22 protein-coding genes are annotated in these 20,991 nt (G+C 27.5%); 14 read left to right on the top strand and 8 right to left on the bottom strand.

Annotated elements, in window-relative coordinates; genetic code table 11:
* Window positions 1-43 precede the first annotated feature (43 nt).
* From KJR01_RS05915 to KJR01_RS05880, 8 genes are all read left to right on the top strand, one after another.
* Window positions 44-994 carry a methionine ABC transporter ATP-binding protein gene (locus tag KJR01_RS05915; protein WP_214117744.1) on the top strand — a complete coding sequence of 317 codons (951 nt, stop codon included), beginning with the start codon at window positions 44-46 and terminating at the stop codon, window positions 992-994.
* Window positions 991-1,731, top strand: a complete 741-nt coding sequence (locus tag KJR01_RS05910; RefSeq protein ID WP_214117743.1) for a methionine ABC transporter permease — start codon at window positions 991-993, stop codon at window positions 1,729-1,731. The genes KJR01_RS05915 and KJR01_RS05910 overlap by 4 nt, the downstream gene beginning before the upstream one ends.
* 9 nt (window positions 1,732-1,740) lie before the next feature.
* Entirely contained in the window at window positions 1,741-2,511 is a 771-nt protein-coding gene (locus KJR01_RS05905; RefSeq protein WP_214117742.1) for a MetQ/NlpA family ABC transporter substrate-binding protein, read from the top strand.
* A 9-nt stretch (window positions 2,512-2,520) separates the two neighbouring features.
* Window positions 2,521-3,282: a MetQ/NlpA family ABC transporter substrate-binding protein gene (locus tag KJR01_RS05900; protein ID WP_214117741.1), complete on the top strand. Its 762-nt coding sequence runs from the start codon at window positions 2,521-2,523 to the stop codon at window positions 3,280-3,282.
* A gap of 63 nt (window positions 3,283-3,345) precedes the next feature.
* Window positions 3,346-4,437: an ABC transporter substrate-binding protein gene (locus KJR01_RS05895; RefSeq protein ID WP_250325151.1), complete on the top strand. Its 1,092-nt coding sequence runs from the start codon at window positions 3,346-3,348 to the stop codon at window positions 4,435-4,437.
* Window positions 4,424-5,470: a FecCD family ABC transporter permease gene (locus KJR01_RS05890; protein ID WP_250325150.1), complete on the top strand. Its 1,047-nt coding sequence runs from the start codon at window positions 4,424-4,426 to the stop codon at window positions 5,468-5,470. The genes KJR01_RS05895 and KJR01_RS05890 overlap by 14 nt, the downstream gene beginning before the upstream one ends.
* On the top strand, window positions 5,463-6,257 hold the full coding sequence (locus KJR01_RS05885; protein WP_214117738.1) for an ABC transporter ATP-binding protein: 795 nt from the start codon (window positions 5,463-5,465) through the stop codon (window positions 6,255-6,257). The genes KJR01_RS05890 and KJR01_RS05885 overlap by 8 nt, the downstream gene beginning before the upstream one ends.
* Window positions 6,226-7,284, top strand: a complete 1,059-nt coding sequence (locus KJR01_RS05880) for a GGDEF domain-containing protein (protein ID WP_214117737.1) — start codon at window positions 6,226-6,228, stop codon at window positions 7,282-7,284. The genes KJR01_RS05885 and KJR01_RS05880 overlap by 32 nt, the downstream gene beginning before the upstream one ends.
* Before the next feature lie 79 nt (window positions 7,285-7,363).
* Here the strand turns inward: KJR01_RS05880 and KJR01_RS05875 are convergent, their stop codons facing one another.
* The 8 genes from KJR01_RS05875 to murJ are packed head-to-tail and all read right to left on the bottom strand — an operon-like array spanning window position 7,364 to window position 16,408.
* Window positions 7,364-8,464 carry a M50 family metallopeptidase gene (locus KJR01_RS05875; protein ID WP_214117736.1) on the bottom strand — a complete coding sequence of 367 codons (1,101 nt, stop codon included), beginning with the start codon at window positions 8,462-8,464 and terminating at the stop codon, window positions 7,364-7,366.
* The gene (pgsA, locus tag KJR01_RS05870; RefSeq protein ID WP_214117756.1) at window positions 8,461-9,000 is read right to left on the bottom strand and encodes a CDP-diacylglycerol--glycerol-3-phosphate 3-phosphatidyltransferase; all 540 of its coding nucleotides are present in this window, start codon (window positions 8,998-9,000) and stop codon (window positions 8,461-8,463) included. The genes KJR01_RS05875 and pgsA overlap by 4 nt, the downstream gene beginning before the upstream one ends.
* A complete protein-coding gene (locus KJR01_RS05865) occupies window positions 9,000-9,782 on the bottom strand; it encodes an enoyl-ACP reductase (protein ID WP_214117735.1) in 783 nt (260 codons plus the stop codon). Before KJR01_RS05865 ends, pgsA begins: the two co-directional genes overlap by 1 nt.
* The gene (gene dapA / locus KJR01_RS05860; protein WP_214117734.1) at window positions 9,782-10,675 is read right to left on the bottom strand and encodes a 4-hydroxy-tetrahydrodipicolinate synthase; all 894 of its coding nucleotides are present in this window, start codon (window positions 10,673-10,675) and stop codon (window positions 9,782-9,784) included. The genes KJR01_RS05865 and dapA overlap by 1 nt, the downstream gene beginning before the upstream one ends.
* Window positions 10,672-11,901, bottom strand: coding sequence for a M16 family metallopeptidase (locus KJR01_RS05855; RefSeq protein WP_214117733.1), 1,230 nt, complete (start codon window positions 11,899-11,901; stop codon window positions 10,672-10,674). Before KJR01_RS05855 ends, dapA begins: the two co-directional genes overlap by 4 nt.
* 10 nt (window positions 11,902-11,911) lie before the next feature.
* Window positions 11,912-13,666 carry an ABC transporter ATP-binding protein gene (locus KJR01_RS05850; RefSeq protein ID WP_214117732.1) on the bottom strand — a complete coding sequence of 585 codons (1,755 nt, stop codon included), beginning with the start codon at window positions 13,664-13,666 and terminating at the stop codon, window positions 11,912-11,914.
* On the bottom strand, window positions 13,663-15,009 hold the full coding sequence (gene cysS, locus KJR01_RS05845; protein WP_214117731.1) for a cysteine--tRNA ligase: 1,347 nt from the start codon (window positions 15,007-15,009) through the stop codon (window positions 13,663-13,665). Before cysS ends, KJR01_RS05850 begins: the two co-directional genes overlap by 4 nt.
* Window positions 14,996-16,408, bottom strand: coding sequence for a murein biosynthesis integral membrane protein MurJ (gene murJ / locus KJR01_RS05840; protein WP_214117730.1), 1,413 nt, complete (start codon window positions 16,406-16,408; stop codon window positions 14,996-14,998). The genes cysS and murJ overlap by 14 nt, the downstream gene beginning before the upstream one ends.
* A gap of 62 nt (window positions 16,409-16,470) precedes the next feature.
* Between murJ and KJR01_RS05835 the strand changes: the two genes are divergently transcribed.
* From KJR01_RS05835 to KJR01_RS05810, 6 genes are read left to right on the top strand one after another with little or no spacing between them, the layout of a single operon-like run.
* Window positions 16,471-18,354, top strand: a complete 1,884-nt coding sequence (locus KJR01_RS05835) for a flagellar assembly protein A (protein ID WP_214117729.1) — start codon at window positions 16,471-16,473, stop codon at window positions 18,352-18,354.
* Window positions 18,351-18,905 carry a Holliday junction branch migration protein RuvA gene (gene ruvA, locus KJR01_RS05830; protein ID WP_214117728.1) on the top strand — a complete coding sequence of 185 codons (555 nt, stop codon included), beginning with the start codon at window positions 18,351-18,353 and terminating at the stop codon, window positions 18,903-18,905. Before KJR01_RS05835 ends, ruvA begins: the two co-directional genes overlap by 4 nt.
* 9 nt (window positions 18,906-18,914) lie before the next feature.
* Window positions 18,915-19,931: a D-alanine--D-alanine ligase gene (locus KJR01_RS05825; protein WP_214117727.1), complete on the top strand. Its 1,017-nt coding sequence runs from the start codon at window positions 18,915-18,917 to the stop codon at window positions 19,929-19,931.
* Window positions 19,931-20,425, top strand: a complete 495-nt coding sequence (locus tag KJR01_RS05820) for a thermonuclease family protein (RefSeq protein ID WP_214117726.1) — start codon at window positions 19,931-19,933, stop codon at window positions 20,423-20,425. The genes KJR01_RS05825 and KJR01_RS05820 overlap by 1 nt, the downstream gene beginning before the upstream one ends.
* Window positions 20,422-20,574 (top strand): hypothetical protein, encoded by a 153-nt coding sequence (locus KJR01_RS05815; protein ID WP_214117725.1) that lies wholly within the window; start codon window positions 20,422-20,424, stop codon window positions 20,572-20,574. Before KJR01_RS05820 ends, KJR01_RS05815 begins: the two co-directional genes overlap by 4 nt.
* On the top strand, window positions 20,547-20,990 hold the full coding sequence (locus KJR01_RS05810) for a hypothetical protein (RefSeq protein ID WP_214117724.1): 444 nt from the start codon (window positions 20,547-20,549) through the stop codon (window positions 20,988-20,990). The genes KJR01_RS05815 and KJR01_RS05810 overlap by 28 nt, the downstream gene beginning before the upstream one ends.
* Window position 20,991 lies beyond the last annotated feature (1 nt).

Below are 20,991 nucleotides of genomic sequence, written 5' to 3'. Positions count from 1 at the left end.
CAAAAATTTTTATTTTTCTTTAAATTAAATTTTAAGGAAAGTTATGATTGAAATTAAAAATCTTAAAAAGTATTACGGAAATACTTGCGTAATAAACGATGTAAGTCTTGATATTAAAAAGGGCGAGATTTATGCGATTGTCGGACAAAGTGGAGCTGGTAAAAGCACACTTTTAAGATGTATAAATGCACTTGAAAGCTATCAAGCAGGTTCATTAAAAGTATTTAATCAAGAAATTAAAGACCTTAAAGAAGAAGAGTTAAGAAAATTAAGAACCGAAGTTGGAATGATTTTTCAACATTTTGCTTTAATGGGTAGAAAGAGTGCTTATGAAAATATTGCAATGCCTTTACTTTTACATAAAAAAGATAATGTAGATAAAAGGGTTAAAGAATTGCTTGATTTGGTTGGATTAAGCGATAAGGCTAATTCATATCCTGCAAATCTTAGTGGTGGTCAAAAGCAAAGAATTGCAATAGCAAGAGCACTTGCACTAAATCCTAAGATTTTATTAAGTGATGAAGCAACTAGTGCACTTGATCCTGCTACTACTAATCAAATCTTAGATTTATTAAAGCAAATAAACAAAGATTTAGGCATTAGCGTTGTATTAGTAACCCATGAAATGGACGCTGTTAAAAGAGTAGCTGATAAGGCTTGTTTATTAAGTGGTGGAGAAATCATTGGCAATGGAGAAATTAGCGAAATATTTTTAAAACCAAGTAAGAAGATGAGAGAATTCTTAGATGAGAGTGATTGTGTGCCAGAAAGTGGGCTTAATATAAGATTAATTTTCCCTAAAGAAGTAGCACTTGATGGAGTAATTTCTAAAATGGCAAGAGAGCTTAATATTGATTTTTCAATAGTTTGGGGAAAAATTGAAAAGCTAAATGATATTGCACTTGGTTCACTTATTATAAATATTAATCCAAGTGATAAACAAAGAGTGTGTGAATATATTAATAAAAGTGGCGTTTTATGGGAGGAAGTATGAATTATTTTGATAATTTTTTAAGTCATTTTGACAAGATTTTATATCCTGCATTAAAAGAGACTTTATATATGAGTATTAGTGCTACTATTATTGGTTTTGCACTAGGACTTGTTTTAGGAATATTTCTTTTTGTTAGTAAAAAGGGTGGTTTGTATGAGAATTTAGGCTTTTATAGAGTGCTTGATTTTGTTGTAAATATATTCCGTTCTTTTCCGTTTTTAGTATTAATTATTGCTTTAATTCCTTTTACAAAGTTTTTAATAGGAAAAAGCATAGGAACAACAGCGGCTATTGTGCCACTTACAATTGGAATCGCTCCATTTATTGCAAAATTAGTGCAAAGTGCTTTAAATGAAGTAGATTACGGAATAATTGAAGCAGCTAAGAGTTATGGTGCTAGTAGAATACAAATTATTTTTAAGGTCGTATTGTATGAAGCGTTACCAGCTTTAATTAATGCAGCAACGCTTACTTTAATAGTAGTCATTGGATATAGTGCAATGGCAGGAATTGTAGGAGGTGGGGGACTTGGCGATGTTGCTAATCGCTATGGTTATCAAAGATTTAAAACAGATATTATGGTAGAAACGGTTATTGTTTTGATTGTATTGGTTCAAATCGTTCAGATTTGGGGGGATTTAGTTGAAAAAGCTTTAAGAAAAGGTAAGGATAAATATCTTTATATTTCAATTTTAGCTTTAGTTATTTTATTTATTTATTCAGGAAATTTTATTTAAGGAGATATTATGAAAAGATTGTTTAGTTTAGCTGCTTGTTTGGCTTTAAGTGCAAATTTATTTGCTGATGTTATTAGTGTAGGTGCAACGCCTGTTCCACATGCTGAAATTTTAGAAGAAGTTGCAAAAATTGTTAAAGAAAAAGGTCATGAGTTAAAAATCGTTGAGTTTAATGACTATGTATTGCCAAATCTAGCGGTTGATGATGGCGAAATAGATGCAAATTTTTTCCAACATAAACCATATTTAGATGAGTTTAATAAGCAAAAAGGAACAAAATTAACTCCAGTTGCACCAGTTCATCTTGAGCCAATGGGAGCATATTCTAAAAAGATTAAAGACATTAAAGATTTAGGAGATAAGGCTTTAATTTATATTCCAAATGACCCAACAAATGAAAGTAGAGCTTTAGATATACTTGAAGCTGCAGGGCTTATTGAACTTGATAAAAATGTAGAGCTAAAAACTCCACTAGATATCGTAAAAAACCCTAAAAATCTTGATATAAAAGAGTTAGAAGCTGCACAATTACCAAGAGTTTTAGATGAGTGCGATTTAGCTGTGATTAATTCAAATTACGCATTAGCAGCGAAGTTAAATCCTACAAAAGATGCGGTAATTATTGAGGGTAAAGATAGTCCATATACTAATGTTTTAGTAGTTAAGACTGATAATATTAATAGTGATAAGACAAAGGTTTTAGTTGATTCTATAAATGATGCAAGAATTAAAAAATTTATAGAAGAAAAATATAAGGGCGAAATAATCCCAAGTTTTTAAGGAGAAAATATGAAAAAATTAGCTTTAAGTTTAGCATTTTGTTTATACGCTAGTGCGGAGATTTTAAGAGTAGGGATTACTCCATATCCAAATGCTACTATTTTAGAAAATGTAAAAGATGATTTAAAAGAGCTTGGATATGAGTTAAAAGTTGTAGAATTTAATGATTATATTCTACCAAATCTTGCATTAAATGATGGGGAATTAGACGCTAATATGTATCAACATAAGCCTTTTTTAGAAGACTTTAACGAGAGTAAAGGCACTGATTTAGTAGCGGTTGCTAATGTGTTTTTACCTCCAATGGCAGCATATTCTAAAAAGGTAAAAGATATTAAAGAGTTAAAAAATAATGCTTTAGTATATATCCCAAATGACCCAACAAATGAAAGCAGGGCTTTAGACATACTTGAAGCAGCTGGACTTATTAAGACAAATAAGGAAGTAAAATTTAGAAGCGTTATTGATATTACGGAAAATCCTTTAAATCTTGATATAAAAGAGTTAGAAGCTGCACAGGTTCCAAGAGTTTTAGATGAGTGTGATTTGGCTGTAATTAATACAAATTACGCATTAGCAGCGAAGTTAAATCCTACAAAGGATTCTATAATATTAGAAGATTTAAATAGCCCTTATGTAAATGTTATTGCTGTTAAAAAAGGCAATGAAAATAATGAAGGGGTAAAAGCTTTAATAAAGGTTATAAAAACAGAAAAAATTAAGAAGATACTTGAAGAGCAATTTAAAGGTGCTATAATCCCAGCATTTTGATGATTAGGAATTTGCTTTTGGCAAATTCCTTTTTTTTATTTCTTTAAAATTTAAGGAGAAGTGTTGAGATTTATTCTACTATTTTTATTATCATTTAGCTTGTTTGCTAAGGAAATTACTTTCAAAGATGTAACAGGAAACGAAATTACTTTAAATACTCCAGTAAATAGAATAGCTTTAGGTTTTTACTATACAGATTTTTTAGCAGTTGGTGGAGAAAAATCATTTGATAAAGTTGTTGGTTTTTCAAAAGCAGTTTGGAGTGAGTGGAGTCCAATTTCTTGGCAAATGTATTTAGATGTAATGCCTAATTTAGACAAAATTGCTGATTTTGGTGAAGCAGAATCAGGCACATTGTCAATTGAAAAAATATTAGAATTAGAACCTGATGTATTAGTTTTAGCTAAATGGCAATATGATACATTAAAAGATACTTTAAATCCAATTAAACTAGCAAATATCCCAATAATAGTAGTAGATTATCACGAAGGAAAATTACAAAACCACGAGATAAGCACGAAAATTTTTGGAATTTTAACCAACCAAGAAAAAAGAGCTGAAGAAATTATGAATGATTATAAAAGTCGTTTAGAATTAATTCAGACAAGAACTAAAGATATTAAAAATAAAGTAAAAGTTTATATAGAATACGGAATTAATGGCCCTAGTGATAATGGAGTTACATATTCACATTATATGTGGGGAAGTTTGATTGATAAAGCAAATGCTAAGAGTATTGCTGATGGATTTATTAAGACTTGGGGAGCTATTAATCCTGAAGAAATCATAGTTCAAGACCCTGAAGTAATTATTATAGCAGGTCGTGAAAGCGAGCTTAAGAAAAATAAAACTTCAATGGTAATGGGTAATAATATAAGTTTTGATGAAGCAAATAATAGATTAAGAGGATTTTCTAATAGAACTACTTGGCAAGATTTAAACGCAGTAAAAAATCATAGAATTTATGGTGGTTATCATAGTATGCTAAGGACTTTGGGGGATATTTTTATGTTAGAATTTGTAGCAAAAGCTGCTTATCCTGAGTTATTTAGTGATATTAATCCAAGTGATGATTATATTAATTATCATAAGAAATATTTGCCAATTATTCCTGATGGAACTTTTATGTTAAAGCTTGATGATGAGAAATTTTAGTAGAGAAATTCTTTTATACAAATCCACTATTTATAAGAGATTGGGATTTTTACTAATCTCTTTTTTATTAGCATTAGTATTTTTTATACTAGATATTTCTACAGGACCAGCTCAACTTGATTTAATTATTGTATGTAAAGCTTTATTATCTAAAGCACTTGATATAGATATACAAAAGAATTTCGTTAATATTGTTTATAATTTAAGATTACCTATGGCATTAATGGCACTTGTTGTTGGAGCTTCATTAGGACTTGGCGGAGCTTTAATGCAAACTATTTTAAATAATTCTTTAGCTAGTCCATATACTTTAGGTCTTAGTGCTGCAGCTGGCTTTGGAGCTTCATTAGTGATTGCATTTAATATAAGTTTTATAAGTTCTTTTATTAGCATTCCATTAGGAGCATTTTGTGCTAGTTTGTTAAGCTCTGCAATATTATTTATGTTTGCTAAAAATAACAAATATAACACTCAAAGTTTAGTTTTAGTTGGTATTGCTTTATTGTTTTTATTTCAATCTTTTTTATCTTTAGTGCAATTTTTATCAAGTCCTGAAGTATCTCAACAAATATTATTTTGGTTATTTGGAAGTTTGCAAAAAGCTAATTATATGAATATTTTAATAGTATTTTTGGTTACTTTATTTTGCTATTTAATTTTATTAAAAGACAATTGGGCTTTAAGTGTATTTAGACTTGGGGAGAAAAATGCTAAAGTTTTAGGGGTTAATTTAGTATATTTAAGAATTAAAGTTTTATTATGTGTTTCTTTTGTTAGTTCTGTTGCTATTTCTTTTGTGGGCGTTATAGGTTTTATAGGTCTTGTTGCGCCACATATTGCAAGGCTTATTATAGGAGAAGACCAAAGATTTTTCTTACCAGCTTCAATGATAATAGGAGCTTTATTTTTAAGTTTAGCTTCTAGTGTTTCAAAATTGATAATTCCTGGTAGTTTATTTCCTATAGGAATAGTAACTTCTTTTATTGGTGTTCCTTTTTTCTTTTTTATTATATTAAGGAATAAAAATGCTTAAAATTAATAATCTAAGTATTAAAAAAGGAAATAAGACTATTTTAAATAATATCAACCTAGAATTTAAATCAGGTAAAATTTATGCTATTTTAGGTGCTAATGGTGTAGGTAAAAGCACATTATTAGATGCTATTTTTCAACTTGATAAAAAACATAATATGACTTATCGTAATATTAATTCAGATAATATTAAAAAATGGCAAAGCAATATAGGTTATATGTTACAAAGTTTTCATACTCATACAAACCTTAGTGCTTTAGAAGTAGTTTTACTAGGTGCTTATAATGAATTAGGTTTAAAAATAAGCGATGAAATTTTAAATAAAGCAGTTAATGTTTTAAAGGAATTTAAGATTTCGCATCTTGCTAATATTAATATTAAAGATTTATCTGGCGGTCAAAGACAAATGATAGCTTTTGCTCAAGTTTTGCTTAAAAACCCAAGTATTTTATTACTTGATGAGCCTGTAAGTGCATTAGATATTAAACACCAATGTATTTTATTAGAAGCTTTAAAAAAGATTACAATTGAAAATGATTTAATAAGCATAGTTGTTTTACATGATTTAAATTTAGCGAGTTTATATTGTGATGAAGCAATTTTTTTACATAACAACAAGGTTTATAAAAATGGAAAGATTAACGATGTTATTACACTTGATTTAATACGAGAAATTTATGAAATCAAGGCAAATTTAAGTATAGTTGAAAACAAGAAATTTATTCAAATATTAGGTTCATTAAACAAGGAAAATTATGACAACTCAAATCAAGCAGTTAATATCTAGACTGATTAATTTTTATGATTATATTTATTTAATCATACTTTTGGCGACAATTTTACATGTGTCCTTTTTGTTTATATTTTATTATATGAAAATATATGAGCTATTTTATGTAAATATAGTCTCAACCTTAATTTATGTATTAATAATTACAAATTTTAGTAGCGATAAAATAAAAATTTATTATGCTGTTGTATATTTTGAAGTTTTAATCCATCAGTTAATCGCAATTTATTACTTAGGTAGTGCTAGTGGATTTGACTTGTTATTATGTTGTTTGATACTTGTGCAATTTTTATTTTTTAAGAAAAGCACCTGTTTTGTATCAACAATTTTAATTATTTTTTTAATTTATCTTAGTTATTTTCAAGCAGATTCTATTGTGCTACATAGTGATAAATTTTTTGAAATTAACGAATATAAAAATGCAAATATTGTTCTTTATCCAATCAATTTAGCTGTTTTATTGGTATTTTTAGTGGTTTATGGTGTATTGGTAACCGTTATTCCTAGTAAAAAAATTAACGATTTAGCTCAAATTGTATATAAAGATTTTTTAACAGGTTTATATAATAGAAAATATATGGAAGATGTTGTATTATCAAAGTATAACAAACAAAGAATTTTAATTGCGGTATGTGATATTGATAATTTTAAACATATAAATGATACTTATGGTCACCAAACCGGAGATATTGTGCTAAAAATGTTGGCTATAGTTTTAATCAATAAGTATAAAAAATATTCTGATTTTAATATTAATATTTGTAGATGGGGTGGGGAAGAATTTTTAATCATTGCAGATATTGATAATAAAAAAGATGCTGAAATATTTTTAAATGACATTAGAGAAGAAGTGTTTAAATTAAAAATAAGTGATTTGCAAGAAACAATAAGTATTACGATAGGTGGATATATAGCTAATTTTAATCAAAAAGATTATAAGCAACTATTTGAAATCGCTGATAAGAATTTGTATCTTGGCAAGAATACGGGTAAAAATAAATGCGTAGTGAGTGTTGAAGAATAATAAAATTATGTAAGTTTTGCCTAGTTTTATCTAGTGAGCTTTAATTATTAGAATTAAAAAACCAATAAAATATAATACTTTATTGGTTTTCAATAATTCTTGTTATATCATTAAATGTAGCAAATATCATTAAAGAAAATAATAAAAACATTCCAATATAACTAAGTGTAATAAATACTTTTTGATTTACTTCTCTTTTAAAAACTAACTCATATAAATTAAAAACTATATGCCCGCCATCAAGCACAGGAATAGGTAAAAGGTTTAAAATTCCAAGATTAATTGATAGTAAAGCCGTGATTATTAGCAGTTTTGAAATTCCAAGTGTAGTAGCCATTGTGGTTGTGTCGGCTATGCTTATAATTCCACCTATATTTTTAGGGCTAACTTCAGCTAATATTAATTTTTTAAGACCTTCAAGGATTAAAAAAGCCCCATCTAAACTCTCTTTAAAAGCCCAAGCAAACACACTAAAATCTCTATGATATTCTATAAAAGTCTCATTTTTAGGCACAATTCCTAATAGTGGTTTTGTGATGATTTCTCCGAAAATATTTTGAGTTTTGCCTTCGTAAGTTTTAATATCAAGTTCTAAAATTTCATTATTTCTTAATACTTTTACATTAATACTACTATCATTTACGAGTGGTTTTATATCGTAAAAATTATTAATTTTAGTGCCATTGATTTTTAGTATTTTATCATTTACTTTTAGTTTTGTATCAGCATATTCGCTAAGCGCACCAATAGTCGGACTAAGCCTTTCAACTCCTATAAAACCTAAACTTATATAGATTAAAAATGCTAAAAGTAGGTTAAAAAATGGACCTGCAAAAAGAATTAAAATCTTTTTAAATGGGTGTAATACCGAATAGCTATCATAATCATAATTTTTAAGAGTAGGGTCGCTATCATCTTGACCTTTCATCTTGACATATCCACCTAAAAATACGCTTGATATTTGATAATCAGTGCCTTTATAATGCTTCACATAAATTGGCTTTCCAAACCCTATGCTAAATGTTAAAACTCTAACTTTAAAGTATTTTGCAGCTAAAAAATGCCCTAATTCATGAAAAAATATCAAAAAAGAAAGTATTAAAATAGTGCCTAAAAAACTAGCCCCATAATGCCAAAAGCAAAAAGCTAAAACAATAAAAGTGAGAATTATATTCTTCATTTTTTTGCCTTAGCGTATTCTATTACATAAATAGCCCCAGAATAAATAGTAAAGAAAAAGCATAGATAAAATAAAATATCTTTTCCCCACCAATCCATTAGTAAAAATCCAATTGCTAACATTTGAAATGTTGTTTTGATTTTACCACTCATATTTGCAGCGATTTTAAGCCCATCAGCTACTATCATAACTCTTAAACCAGTTATAAAAAACTCACGAACTAATATAAAATAAACTAGAATTTCATTAACCCTTCCCATCATCATAAGCCCTAAAAATGCTGCTAAAGTAAGCATTTTATCAGCCAAAGGGTCTAAAATCTCTCCTAAAATTGTTTTTTGATTCCAAGACCTTGCAATATATCCATCAAAAAAATCAGTTATAGAAGCAATAGTAAAAATAAGAGCTGCTAAATAATTTATCCAAGAAATATGTATGTTGTGAGTATTAACCAACACATTTGAATGCGTTAATAATATAAATAAAATTGGTGCTAGGACTATCCTAGCACTAGCCAAAAGATTAGGTAAATTCATCACTTGAATGTTGTTCCACCATCTACAATAAATGTATGTCCTGTAACCCAACTAGCTTTATCGGTGCATAAGAATAAACAAGCACCTGCTAAATCTTCAGGTTGCCCCATACGATTTAATGGGCTTAAATTCATTGTAGCTTGTTTTACTTCTTCATAATTAGTAAATGCTTTTAGAGCATCAGTATCAATTGGACCACCACTTACAACATTTACACGGATATTTTTCTCGCCTAATTCAGTTGCTGCATATCTAGCCATTGCTTCAACAGCTGCTTTAGCAGTTCCATGACCTGCATAGTTTTCAATATGAACTAAATTCCCTGTGCTAGAAATTGAAATAATACTTCCGCCGCCAACTTTTTCCATTCTCTTAGCTGCTTCTTGAGCACCACAAACAAAAGCATTAACGGTAGCTGTAAAGATATTATTAATTCCGCGAGGTTTAAGTTTCATAAACTTAGTATATCCACCTACAACTGCACGACCTGTAATAATTGCATTTGAGATAAAGAAATCAACTCTATCAAAATCTTCATCAATTTTTAAAAATAAATCTTTATAAGTTTCAGGCTCAAGTATATCAAATGGATAGCATTTAGCTTTAACTTTGTAAGTTTTTTCAATATCAGCAACGATTTCTTGTGCGATTTGTTCGTTTGAATTATAAGTAAATGCAACATTACAACCTGCTTTTGCAAATTCATACACAATAGCCTTACCTATACCACGAGTTCCACCGCTTATTACTAATACTTTATCTTTAAAATTAATCTCTTGCATTAAAATCCTTTTATATCATAATTTTTCATAACTTCTTCTATTCTTTTTAGATTTTCTTTACTAGGAGCGCAAAGCGGCAAACGATATTCAAGACTAGGAAGTAATCCTGCTATAAACATTGCTGCTTTTATTGGAATTGGGTTGCTCTCACAAAATAAAATCTTATTTATATTATAAAGTTTATCGTTAATAGATTTTGCATTTTTATAGTTTTCTTTTAAAGCTTCGTGAGTTAAATTAGCAATTTCATTTGGTAAAAGATTTGAAGTAACGCTAATCACACCACTACCACCATTGCTTAAAATAGGATAATTTATACTATCTTCTCCACTTACAAGTCTTAGTTTTGGCTCGTTTGCTAATAAATCTACGCATTTATCTATATTTCCACTTGCTTCTTTTACTCCGTAAATATTAGGACAATTTCTAAAAAGTTCAATTATAGTTTGACTAGCTATTTCACAACCTGTTCTTCCTGGAACATTATAAAGCATAATAGGAATATCAATTGATTTAGCAATAGCTTCATAGTGTTTATATAATCCACTTTGCATAGGTTTATTATAATATGGAGTAATGCTTAAAATCCCATCAGCTCCACACTCTTGAGCAAATTTTGCTAAAGATATTGCTTCGTGAGTTGCGTTTGAACCTGCACCTGCTAAAACCTTAGTATTTGTTCCTTTACAAACACTTACTGCGATTTCTATACATCTTTTATGCTCTTCGTGAGTTAAAGTTGGGCTTTCTCCTGTGGTTCCAACAGGAACTACGGCATCAATTCCATTTGCTATTTGTCTTTTAACTAGCTTTTCATAACTAAGTTCATCAATTTTATCATTTTTAAATGGTGTTATTAAAGCTGTCATTGCACCTATTATTTCTTTTTTCATACTTTCTCCTTTAAAATTATTTGAGTTAAATTGTCATCTTTTAGATATTTTTTAAAAACTTGGTTTAAAATTTTATAATCTAATTCTTTTGAAGTTAGAGAATTTAAAAATACATTTACATCTCCAAAACATTCAAATTTACCAATTCCACTCGCTAAAGCACTTGGGTTGGATTTTACTTGATTTATGCTTAATTCTAATTGATTATAAATTGTTCTTGTATCAAATTTATTAAATTTTGTTTGATTAATTAATTTTTTTAGTTGCTTTATTGCTGATTTTGTATTTACTAAATCATTACAAACTCCAAAAATTATAAATAAATTTTCATTCTTAGAGCTTTGCGCGTAAAAGTCCAAATCAGCACATAGATTATACTCATTTATCATTTTATTTTTTATAATTGAGTTTTTATCAAGATTTAAAAATATTGAAATAGCCTTTAAATACTCAAAATCTTCGTGATTAAATGCAGGTATTTTATAAGCACAAGCAAAAATATTAGAATTTAGATTAGGAAAACTAAGTTCTATTTCTTTTAGACCTGTTCTATCTGGCTCATATACCTTATTTTGTGTGATTTTTTTTGCTGATTTTTTACTAAAAATCTCTTCGCACATACTAAAAATATCAATATTAGCTAAATCTCCGCTAATTACTATACAAGCATTATTTGGTGCATAGAATTTAGTATAAAATTCTTTTACAATTTTAGGTGTAAGATTTGCTATATCATCAGCAAATCCAATCGGCGTCCAATGATAACTAGTCTTTATAAAAGCGTAATTATAAATAGCATTATATAAATACCCAAAAGCATCATTTCCTACTCTTAATCTCTCTTCTTCAAGGACTACATCTCTTTCTTTATAAAATTCATCTTTATTAAACAATAACTCACTCATCATACTAGAATATAATTCTAAAACCCTTTTAATATGAATATTTGCGATATTTACATAATATTGAGTGTAATCAAAACTAGTGCAAGCATTATTAACTCCACCTAATGCTTTTATTATCTCATCAAATTCTCCAGCCTTATGAGTTTTTGTGCTTTTAAAAGATAAGTGTTCTAGCAAATGTGCTATACCGCTTTTGCCTAATTCTTCATAACTTGAGCCTACTTTATAAAAGATATTTACACTAGCTACACTTGAATTATCATTTAGATTTACGGCATAAATTTTTAAGCCATTTTTTAATACTTTACTTTCTATATTCATTTTATCTCTTTTAACATTCTTCAAATTTTTCTTTTAATTTTTTATAAAATTCATTATTTTCTAAGCTTTTATCGTTTCCAAATCCCACCATTTTGGAATTATCTAAAATCAAAATATTATCAGCAATTGCAATAGAATTTAATCTATGTGCTATTAGAATAATTATCTTATCTTGCTTAATATTTACTAAGCTTTTTGATATTAAATTCTGACTTTCATTATCTAAAGCACTTGTTGCTTCATCAAAAATTATTATTTCAGGATTTTTATAAAACGCTCTTGCAAGTGCTAGGCGTTGTCTTTGACCGCCGCTAAAATTATTACCTTTTTCACTTAGTTTAGTGTAAATTCCATCAGGCATAGCACTTATAAAATCATAAGCATTTGCAAGTTTTAAGGCATTAATCACTCTTTCTTCATCAAATTCATTTGCATAAGCAATATTATTTGCAATAGTATCGCTAAATAAATAAATATTTTGTGTAACTATTGCTATTTTTTCTCTTAAGCTATCTAGTGAATAGTTTTTATAATTGTTATTATTTATTTTAATTTCTCCAGAATTTAGCTCATAAAATCTTAAAATAGTATTTACTAAAGAGCTTTTTCCACTACCACTTCTTCCTATAATTGCGGTGATTTCGCCTTTTTTAAACTCTATACTAACATTATCTAAAGCTAATTTATTATCGTATTTTAAACTAGCATTTTGTAATTTTAGGCTTTTAATTTCTTGATTTAAATTCTCATCTCCGCCTTTAATATCAGGCTCAAGGTCAAGCAAATAAAAAGTCCTTGTGCTAGCTGCTAGGTTTGTTTGAAGACTTGCATAAAGACTTGTAATTCTTTTAACAGGAGTATATATCAAAAATAAAGCCGTTAAAAATGAGAAAAAATTGCCTATTTGCATAGAGCCATTTATAACTTCCATTCCACCTATTATTATAGTTGCCGATACGCCTAAAGCACCAAAAGTTTCCATAATAGGGCTTGTAAAGGCATTTATTTTAGTTCCACGATAGATTAATTTTGCTACATTTTCATTGCTATTTTTGTATTTTTCTAGTTCTAATTTTTCAGCATTTGATGATTTAACTAGCTCAATATTGCCTAAAATCTCATTTAGTCTTGAAGTAAGCTCGGCATAATTTTGTTGTGTTGCTATTCCTATGCTTTTTAGTTTTTTTATGAAATATCTAATAGGAAGCATAGCAGCAGGTAAGATAATAAATGCAAAAAAAGCTAATTTTGGGCTTTGAGAAATCACTACATAAAGTAAGCCTAAGGTTGTAATTATTTCTCTTGTAATATCAGGAATGAAATTAGTAAGCACATTTTGAAGACTTCCAATATCATTTAAAGAGCGTGATATTAGCTCTCCACTAGGGTGTTTTTGAAAGAATTTCATATCCATTACTATGATTTTTTTTAGGATTTTTTGTCTTAGTCTTTTTGTAATTTCTATACCTATAAAACCCATATTAATTGTTTGCATATAAAGACCTAAATTCTTTATAAAATATAAAGCAAACACACCTAAAGGTAAGATATATAATAATGTTACATCTTTTTCTACAAAGATTTTATTTAAAATCGGTTCAATAATCTTAGCACTACCAGCAGTTCCAGCTGAAGCTAAAATCATACCTATTATTGCTAGAAAAAATCTTATTTTATAATCTTTAAAATAGTGCTTAAACCTTTTTAATACATAAGATAATTTTAATTGGGATACATTTTGATTTTCTATTTCTTTTAAATTCATAAAATCTCCCAATCAACACCATTAGCACTATCTTGAATGCTTACGCCTAAATTACTTAATTCATTTCTAATACTATCGGCTTTTGCGTAATCTTTATTTTTTTTAGCTTCATTTCTTTCATCAATTAATTTTAGAATTTGAATACGGAATTTCTCATCACAATTTTGTAAATATTCATTAGGATTAATTACTCCAACTCCTAATAATTCAACAATAGCTAAAAACTCATTTTTAAGCTCATCATTAGCTTTTATAGTATTTGCATAATTTACCCATTCATCTACAATTGCAAGTGCTTTTGAAGTATTTAAATCATCGCTTAAAGCTTCAACTAATTTTGCTTTTAGCTCACTATTAGGTGCTATTGTTTTTAAATCTAGTTCATTTAAATTAAGCTTTTTTTTCACTCTAAATATTTTATCAAGGCGTTTTTTAGAAGCTTTTAAATCAGTAATTGTGTAATTAAAATCTTGTCTATAATGAGTGCTTAGTAAATAAAATCTAAGTGTTTCTCCGCTAAATTCTTTTAAAGCGTCTTTTACAAAAAAGCTATTATTTAGACTTTTACTCATTTTTTCGTTATTAATATTTACAAAGCCATTATGTAGCCAAAAAGTAGCTAGTTCGTTTTTAGTTGCTAAGCGACATTGACAAGCTTCGTTTTCGTGATGTGGAAACAACAAATCAGCCCCACCACAATGAATGTGTAATTTAGGAAAAATATCTAAAATCATACAAACACATTCAGTATGCCAACCAGGACGACCTGTGCCAAAACTTGCTTTATAATAATTCTCATCAAATTTCCATAATACAAAATCACTTGCATTCTTTTTATCTACTTCATTTTCAAGTCTTGAGATAGTATCATCTTGAGGTTTGTTTGAAATACTTAAATAAAGTTTATCTAAACTTGTATTTAAATATATTCCATCATCTAATCTATAAGCATATTTTAATTCAAGCAATTTTTCAATAAAACTAATCATTTGATTAATATATTCAGTTGCTCTTGGGCTAATATCAGGCTCTAAAACATTTAAAGCTTTCATATCAGCTTCATAACTTTTAATATAAGTTTCACTAATTTCAGCTAGACTTTTGCCACTTTCATTCATTTTTTTGATTAATTTATCATCAATATCTGTGTAATTTTTTGCTAATTTTACTTCAAAACCATTTGCTTTAATTACTCTTTTTAATAAATCAAAACTTATGCTTGACCTTGCATGACCTAAATGTGCGTCATCATAAACGGTTGGACCGCAAACATATATATTTATACATTCATTTTTATATGTAAATTCTTCTTTTTTTCTAGTTTGTGAGTTAAAAAATTGCATTTAAAAATCCTTTTAAATATATTAAAACATAAGCAAATATTACACTAATAAAGATAATTCCTAAGCAAACGCTAGGTCTTAAAATACTAAAAAATCTAGCATAAGAAAACACAAAAAGATAAGCAAGTAGTATAAACCAAGCAGAAATATTAGCACTTATACAAAAGGCTAAAATACCAAAATCTTTTATAAAACATAAACTTGCAATTATACTTATAAAACAAGACATTATTGAAATCTTAGCAGCAATTGAGTGTAAATAATTTGCATTTATCCAAGCTAAAAATAATTTTGAAATTCCAAGTGGAACTATACATAATATATAAAGTCTTAAGACTTTAGCACATTCAAGTGTGTTTTCATTTGTAAATGCTCCACGCTCAAATAAGAGTTTAATTATCTCTTCGCTTAAAATATAGCCTGTTAATGCAGCAAGTATTAATAAAAGTAGCATTAATTCAAATATTTTTTGAATACTTAAAATAGCATTTTGAATTTTTCCTTGTTTAATATAAGCAATTAAGCTTGGGAAAAATACTTGAGTAAAAGCAATAGCAATTAAGGCTAGTGGGAGTTGATAAAGTCTAGTTGAATAATTAAGATATGAAATACTTGCGTGAGCTAATGAGCTAGCTAGAGCAATTTCAACTAGTGAGTTTAATTGCGAACTTGATGAGCCAATTAAAGATGAGCTAAAATTTTTAAAAAAGCCTTTAAGAGAAGTTTTTTTATTTTTATGATTTAAATTCTTTACATAAATTATCATAGAATGAAAGATTTTATTATCTTTTAAAGCAATCATTAAAATAATTACTTGAATAAAAGCACTTATTAAAATAAAATAAGTAATCATTTTAAGCAATTGTAATTTTTCTAAATCTTTAAATATTAAAAGAGCAGCTACACAGGCAAAATTAAAAATAGAAGCGCTTATGCTAGTTATAAAAAATCTACCTTTATAATTAAGTAAAGACGCAAAAAACGAAGCACAAAAAATAATCACTAAATACCAAATATTAAGCCCGATTAAAGGTGCTGATATTTTTTTTATCTCATCATCAAAACCATAGGCTATTAGATTAGTAAAGATATTAGAAAACATAAAAACAATTAAGGCTATTAAACTAAGTATAGCTATAAAAATTATAAGTATCTTTACACAAAATTCGCCTTTACGATTAGTTTTGGCTAGATTTGGTAAAAAGCTTTGATTAAATGTGCCTTCGGTAAATAAGGTTCTAAAAACACTCGGAAGCTTTATCATTATAAAAAATATATCAGAATAAATACTAGCCCCTAAAAATCTAGCTAGTAAAAAATCTCTACAAAAGCCACTTATTCTTGATATTAAAATACCAAAAATATTGAAAAAATATTTTTTTATTAGTTCTTGTTTCATTCATTTTACTTTTTTAATTTATTTTTAGGTATATTAACGAAAAAAAATAAAGGCTTTACAATTTGGAAAAATACATAATCAAAACAGATAAACCTTATGATGAATTAACAAATTATGCAAATAGATATAGAAAAGATATAAATAATTTAGATTTTAAGGTTCTTCATTATGAGACAATAATCACTAAAGATGGAATGTCTCAAACTCTTTTAGAACACGAATTAGAAGTATTTAACGATGATAAATTCTTTAATGACGATATGGAAATTAAACAAATATATGAAATAGAAATAATAGACAATATTGTTCCATTAATTGATTTTAAGATAGGAACAAATAAAAATCTTACTAAGGTAGTAGCAAATTTTAGTGCTATAAATTATGATGATAAAATAGAATTTGCTGAATATATAGAAAATATTAGAGATTTAATTAATAAAAAATTTATAAAAGCAGGTTTATTACTAGGCATTAGAGAATTTACTTTTCAAGAGCAGCTTGTAAAAATGCTAAAGGCATTTGAGAGTAAGCAAATTATGGAAGCTAGTATAGTTTTAGCTAAGGGGATTGAGCCAATTAATGCTATTAATTCAGAAACCAAGCTTTATTATAAAGATAAAAAAGTAGATGAAAATGCTAAAATTGATTATTCTCAGCGTGGTTTTATAAATGCTATTAGTAAAGATGAATTAATAATTGAATTTATTAAACCAATAAAAGCTGTTAATGGTAAGGATTTAAAAGGAAATATCATTAACGCTACTAATTCTAATATTATAAGTGAGCCTGATTTTAAGGTTAGTGAAAATATTAGAATGCTTGAAGATGATTTGAGTATAAAGTATTATGCAAATATAAATGGCTATGTAACTTTTGTTTATAGAGATAAATTGTATGATATAAAAGATAGTGTTAGCGTTCAAGCTGTGGAATTTAAAACAACAGGTTCAATTGATGCAGGTATTAATAAAGATATTACTTTAAATGTTGATGAACAAGATTATTTAAAAGACGCAGTAGGGGCAAATCTTAGTATAGAAGTAAGCACACTTAATGTAAAAGGAAATATCGCTCAAAATTCAGTAGTAAAAGCAAAGATTGCAAATATAGGTGGACAAACTCATTCAAAAAGTAAGATTTATGCGAAAAAAATCAATATAGAAGTGCATAGGGGTTATTGCGAAGGCGAAGATATAGAAGTAAATAGGCTTGAAAATGGCGTTATTGTAGGAAAAAATGTAAGAGTAAAACACGCATTAGGCGGTAAAATCATAGCAAATAAAGTAATGATAGATACGCTTACAACTAATACAACTATAGAAGTTAGTGATATTGCAGTTGTTAAAGAGTGTTTAGGAGAAAATAACAAATTCTTAGTAAGTGCTAGTAAATCTCCAATAATTGTTAAAAGTCTTGAAAAAACTTTAGGTCAATTAGCCGAAGTAAATAAAAATCTATTATCTTTACCAAAAATTATAGATAGTAAAAAATCAATCATAGACGCTAATAAAGATAGTATTATGCAAATTAAACAAAGATTAGCAGAGATGAAACAAAGTAATATTATTCCACCTACTGCATTTTTGCAAAAAATTAGAGATTATCAAAATGTTGTGCTTGAATATAATGATTTAATTACTAAATTAAAAGATTTTAAAGATAAGCATAAAGATTTAGAAGATGATTTAAAAAGATTGCAAAATAAAGTCTATGAAGCAAAGGTTATAAATACTAAAAGATGGGCGAATTTAAATGAAATTAAATTCAAATTACTTTATCCTGATATTGAGCTAACTTATAATACTAAAGAATATGAAGATTTATATTGTTTAAAATTAGAAAGAGTTATGATAGGTGATGAAGAAAGTGCAAAAATAGTAAAGCTAAAAAGAACAGAAGTTAAAAATTACGAAGATGAATTTATGGAAGAAAAGGAAGATTATTGATAGTTTATTTAGAAGGTGAAGTTATTAAAAAAACTCCTGCGTTTATAATCTTAAAAACTTATGGAGTAGGGTATGGAATAAATCTTAGCTTATTAAGTGCTGCTAGGATTAATAAAGGAGATAAAGTAGCTTTATTAATTACTCAAATTATTAAAGAAGATTCAAATAAATTATATGGCTTTTTAGATGAAAGTGAGCAAATATTATTTGAAGCCTTAATAAAAGTAAATGGCATAGGTGCTACAAGTGCTATGGCACTTCTATCATCAATGGATGTAGCGAGTTTGCAAAGTGCTATTATTAACGAAAACGCAAAAGCTTTATGTAAAGCTCCAGGAATTGGTGCTAAGAGTGCAAGTAGATTAATATTAGAATTAAAAGATAAAATAATCAAATTAGGAATAAGTGCGGAGAATAATTATTATTACGAAGCTAGTGAAGCTTTACTTGCTTTAGGCTTTAAACAAGAAGCTGTGATTAAAGCTTTAAAAGATATTAATGCAAATAGTGTTAGCGAAGTAATAAAACTAGCTCTTAAAAAATTAAGTTAAGGAAAATAAATGAAATACGCAATGGTTTTTGGTGGGAATTCTTACGAGCATGAAATAAGCATAGTAAGTGCTGTAACTGTGGCAAAATTATTAGATGATGTAATTTTTATTTATGTTAGTTTTGATAATGAGTTTTATCTAATAGATAAAAATAATATGAATGCAAATTATTTTGCAAAAGGCGGTTTTAAAAACCTTAAGCCTTTAGTATTAAAACAAGGTGGCTTTTATCTTAAAAAACTTTTAGGCGAAGAAAAAGTAGAATTTGATATAGCTATTAATATAGTTCATGGAAAAGATGGCGAAGATGGGAAATTAGCTTCTATGTTTGATTTTTATAATATCAAATACATAGGCCCTAGAACTGCTGCTTGTGTGCTTAGTTTTGATAAACATTTAACTAAACTTTATGCAAATGAAGTAGGGGTTAAAACAATTGCTTATAAATTATTAGAAAGCAAAAATGATGAGGTTGAACTACCTGTTATTTTAAAACCAGCTAGGCTTGGAAGTAGTATAGGTATAAATATAGTAAAAAATAAAGAAGATTTTGCTTATGCGTATGATAGCTCGTATGAATTTGATGACAAGATTTTAGCAGAGCCTTTTATTGAAAATATTCAAGAAGTAAATCTAGCAGGATTTTTTGATGGCGAAAAAATTGTATTTTCAAAGATTGAAGAGCCTAAGAAAAATGGTCATTTAGATTTTGACCAAAAATATCTAAGCTTTAAACAAGAAAAAATAGAAGAAGTAAAACTTAATGATGAGTTAGTAAATAAATTAAAAGACGCTTTTACTAGACTTTATTTGCCGTTGTTTAAAGGTGCTTTAATTAGATGTGATTTTTTTATTAAAGATAATGAGATTTATCTAAATGAGATTAATCCAAATCCAGGTTCTTATGCTAATTATTTATTTGATGATTTTAAATCTTCTTTAGAAAAATTAGCAAAATCTATTGAAAGTGATTTTAAAATTAAAGAAAATTTCACATTTTTAAATAAAATTGTAAGAGCTAAATAATGAGATTTGTTTTGATATTCTTGCTAAGTATTAATCTATTTGCAGGAGAGTATTTTGTATCAAAAGTAATGGACGGAGATACTATTCAAGTAAGAAAAGGCAAGAAAAAAACAAAAGTTAGATTATATGGTATTGACGCACCTGAAACAAGTCAGAATTTTGGTGCATATTGTACTAGGGTTTTGTCATCTAAAATAATTGGCAAAAAGGTTGATTTGAAAATCAAAGGCAAAGATAAATATAAAAGAACCATAGCAATTGTATATTTAGATGAGGTAGATATAAATCGCTATGTAGTTCAGCAAGGTTGTGCTTGGGCGTATTCTTATTATACAAATATGTATAAAAGCGATGAGTTAAAAGCAAGACAAGAATTAAAAGGCTTATGGATAGATAAAAACGCTCAAAATCCTTATGAATGGAGAAAAAAGCATAAAAATAGAAGAAGTGAAAGTGAAGAGCTTAAAAAATTATTTCAATGGTTGATAGCATGAAAAAATTGATTATTTTAATAGCTATTATTTTTAGCTCGTGTGCTAGTAAAGATGGAATTAGACTTCATTATTATGAAGATTGTAATGAATATTATGACGCAGCTGGGGTTTATCATAAAGAATGTCCAAACAATATTATAGATTTTTAATACTGATTTTTTTTAGTATTAATTTATTTGCGGGTGTGCCTAATTTTGCTTATGAAAAAGAATATATTTTAAAAAAAGATGAATTAGAATGGTTTTTCATAAGTCCTAAGGGTGAAGAAAAATGGCAAAAATATGCCTTTAGATGGACGCATTTTGATAATACGAATTTGATTTTGCTAACTAATTTTAAAGATTATAAAAATTATAGAAAACAATATGTATTATCTCTTAGAAGGGGGCTTGATTTTGTTAAAGAACAAATTTTGCCTAATTACAAAAATCCTAGCATTGATAAAGTTACACTTTTTTTAGAATTTAAGGATTTTAAAGATAATAAAGCTAAAATAAAGGTTTTAGTTATTGATAACGATGGAAGAGTAGATATTGAGTTTAATAAGAATTTAAAAGGGAAGTAGT

Origin of the sequence: Campylobacter sp. 2018MI10 (genome assembly GCF_018501175.1) — a bacterium.
GTDB lineage: Bacteria > Campylobacterota > Campylobacteria > Campylobacterales > Campylobacteraceae > Campylobacter_E.
Note: the sequence above shows the minus strand (reverse complement) of the source record. Positions and strands in the feature narration are given on the sequence as shown.

Excerpts from the sequence above, each read along its gene's own strand:
- KJR01_RS05915 (WP_214117744.1), top strand. The coding sequence starts at position 44 with ATGATTGAAATTAAAAATCTTAAAAAGTATTACGGAAATACTTGCGTA.
- KJR01_RS05910 (WP_214117743.1), top strand. The coding sequence starts at position 991 with ATGAATTATTTTGATAATTTTTTAAGTCATTTTGACAAGATTTTATAT.
- KJR01_RS05905 (WP_214117742.1), top strand. The coding sequence starts at position 1,741 with ATGAAAAGATTGTTTAGTTTAGCTGCTTGTTTGGCTTTAAGTGCAAAT.
- KJR01_RS05900 (WP_214117741.1), top strand. The coding sequence starts at position 2,521 with ATGAAAAAATTAGCTTTAAGTTTAGCATTTTGTTTATACGCTAGTGCG.
- KJR01_RS05890 (WP_250325150.1), top strand. The coding sequence starts at position 4,424 with ATGAGAAATTTTAGTAGAGAAATTCTTTTATACAAATCCACTATTTAT.
- KJR01_RS05885 (WP_214117738.1), top strand. The coding sequence starts at position 5,463 with ATGCTTAAAATTAATAATCTAAGTATTAAAAAAGGAAATAAGACTATT.
- KJR01_RS05880 (WP_214117737.1), top strand. The coding sequence starts at position 6,226 with ATGACAACTCAAATCAAGCAGTTAATATCTAGACTGATTAATTTTTAT.
- KJR01_RS05875 (WP_214117736.1), bottom strand. The coding sequence starts at position 8,464 with ATGAAGAATATAATTCTCACTTTTATTGTTTTAGCTTTTTGCTTTTGG.
- pgsA (WP_214117756.1), bottom strand. The coding sequence starts at position 9,000 with ATGAATTTACCTAATCTTTTGGCTAGTGCTAGGATAGTCCTAGCACCA.
- KJR01_RS05865 (WP_214117735.1), bottom strand. The coding sequence starts at position 9,782 with ATGCAAGAGATTAATTTTAAAGATAAAGTATTAGTAATAAGCGGTGGA.
- dapA (WP_214117734.1), bottom strand. The coding sequence starts at position 10,675 with ATGAAAAAAGAAATAATAGGTGCAATGACAGCTTTAATAACACCATTT.
- KJR01_RS05855 (WP_214117733.1), bottom strand. The coding sequence starts at position 11,901 with ATGAATATAGAAAGTAAAGTATTAAAAAATGGCTTAAAAATTTATGCC.
- KJR01_RS05850 (WP_214117732.1), bottom strand. The coding sequence starts at position 13,666 with ATGAATTTAAAAGAAATAGAAAATCAAAATGTATCCCAATTAAAATTA.
- cysS (WP_214117731.1), bottom strand. The coding sequence starts at position 15,009 with ATGCAATTTTTTAACTCACAAACTAGAAAAAAAGAAGAATTTACATAT.
- murJ (WP_214117730.1), bottom strand. The coding sequence starts at position 16,408 with ATGAAACAAGAACTAATAAAAAAATATTTTTTCAATATTTTTGGTATT.
- KJR01_RS05825 (WP_214117727.1), top strand. The coding sequence starts at position 18,915 with ATGAAATACGCAATGGTTTTTGGTGGGAATTCTTACGAGCATGAAATA.
- KJR01_RS05820 (WP_214117726.1), top strand. The coding sequence starts at position 19,931 with ATGAGATTTGTTTTGATATTCTTGCTAAGTATTAATCTATTTGCAGGA.
- KJR01_RS05815 (WP_214117725.1), top strand. The coding sequence starts at position 20,422 with ATGAAAAAATTGATTATTTTAATAGCTATTATTTTTAGCTCGTGTGCT.
- KJR01_RS05810 (WP_214117724.1), top strand. The coding sequence starts at position 20,547 with ATGTCCAAACAATATTATAGATTTTTAATACTGATTTTTTTTAGTATT.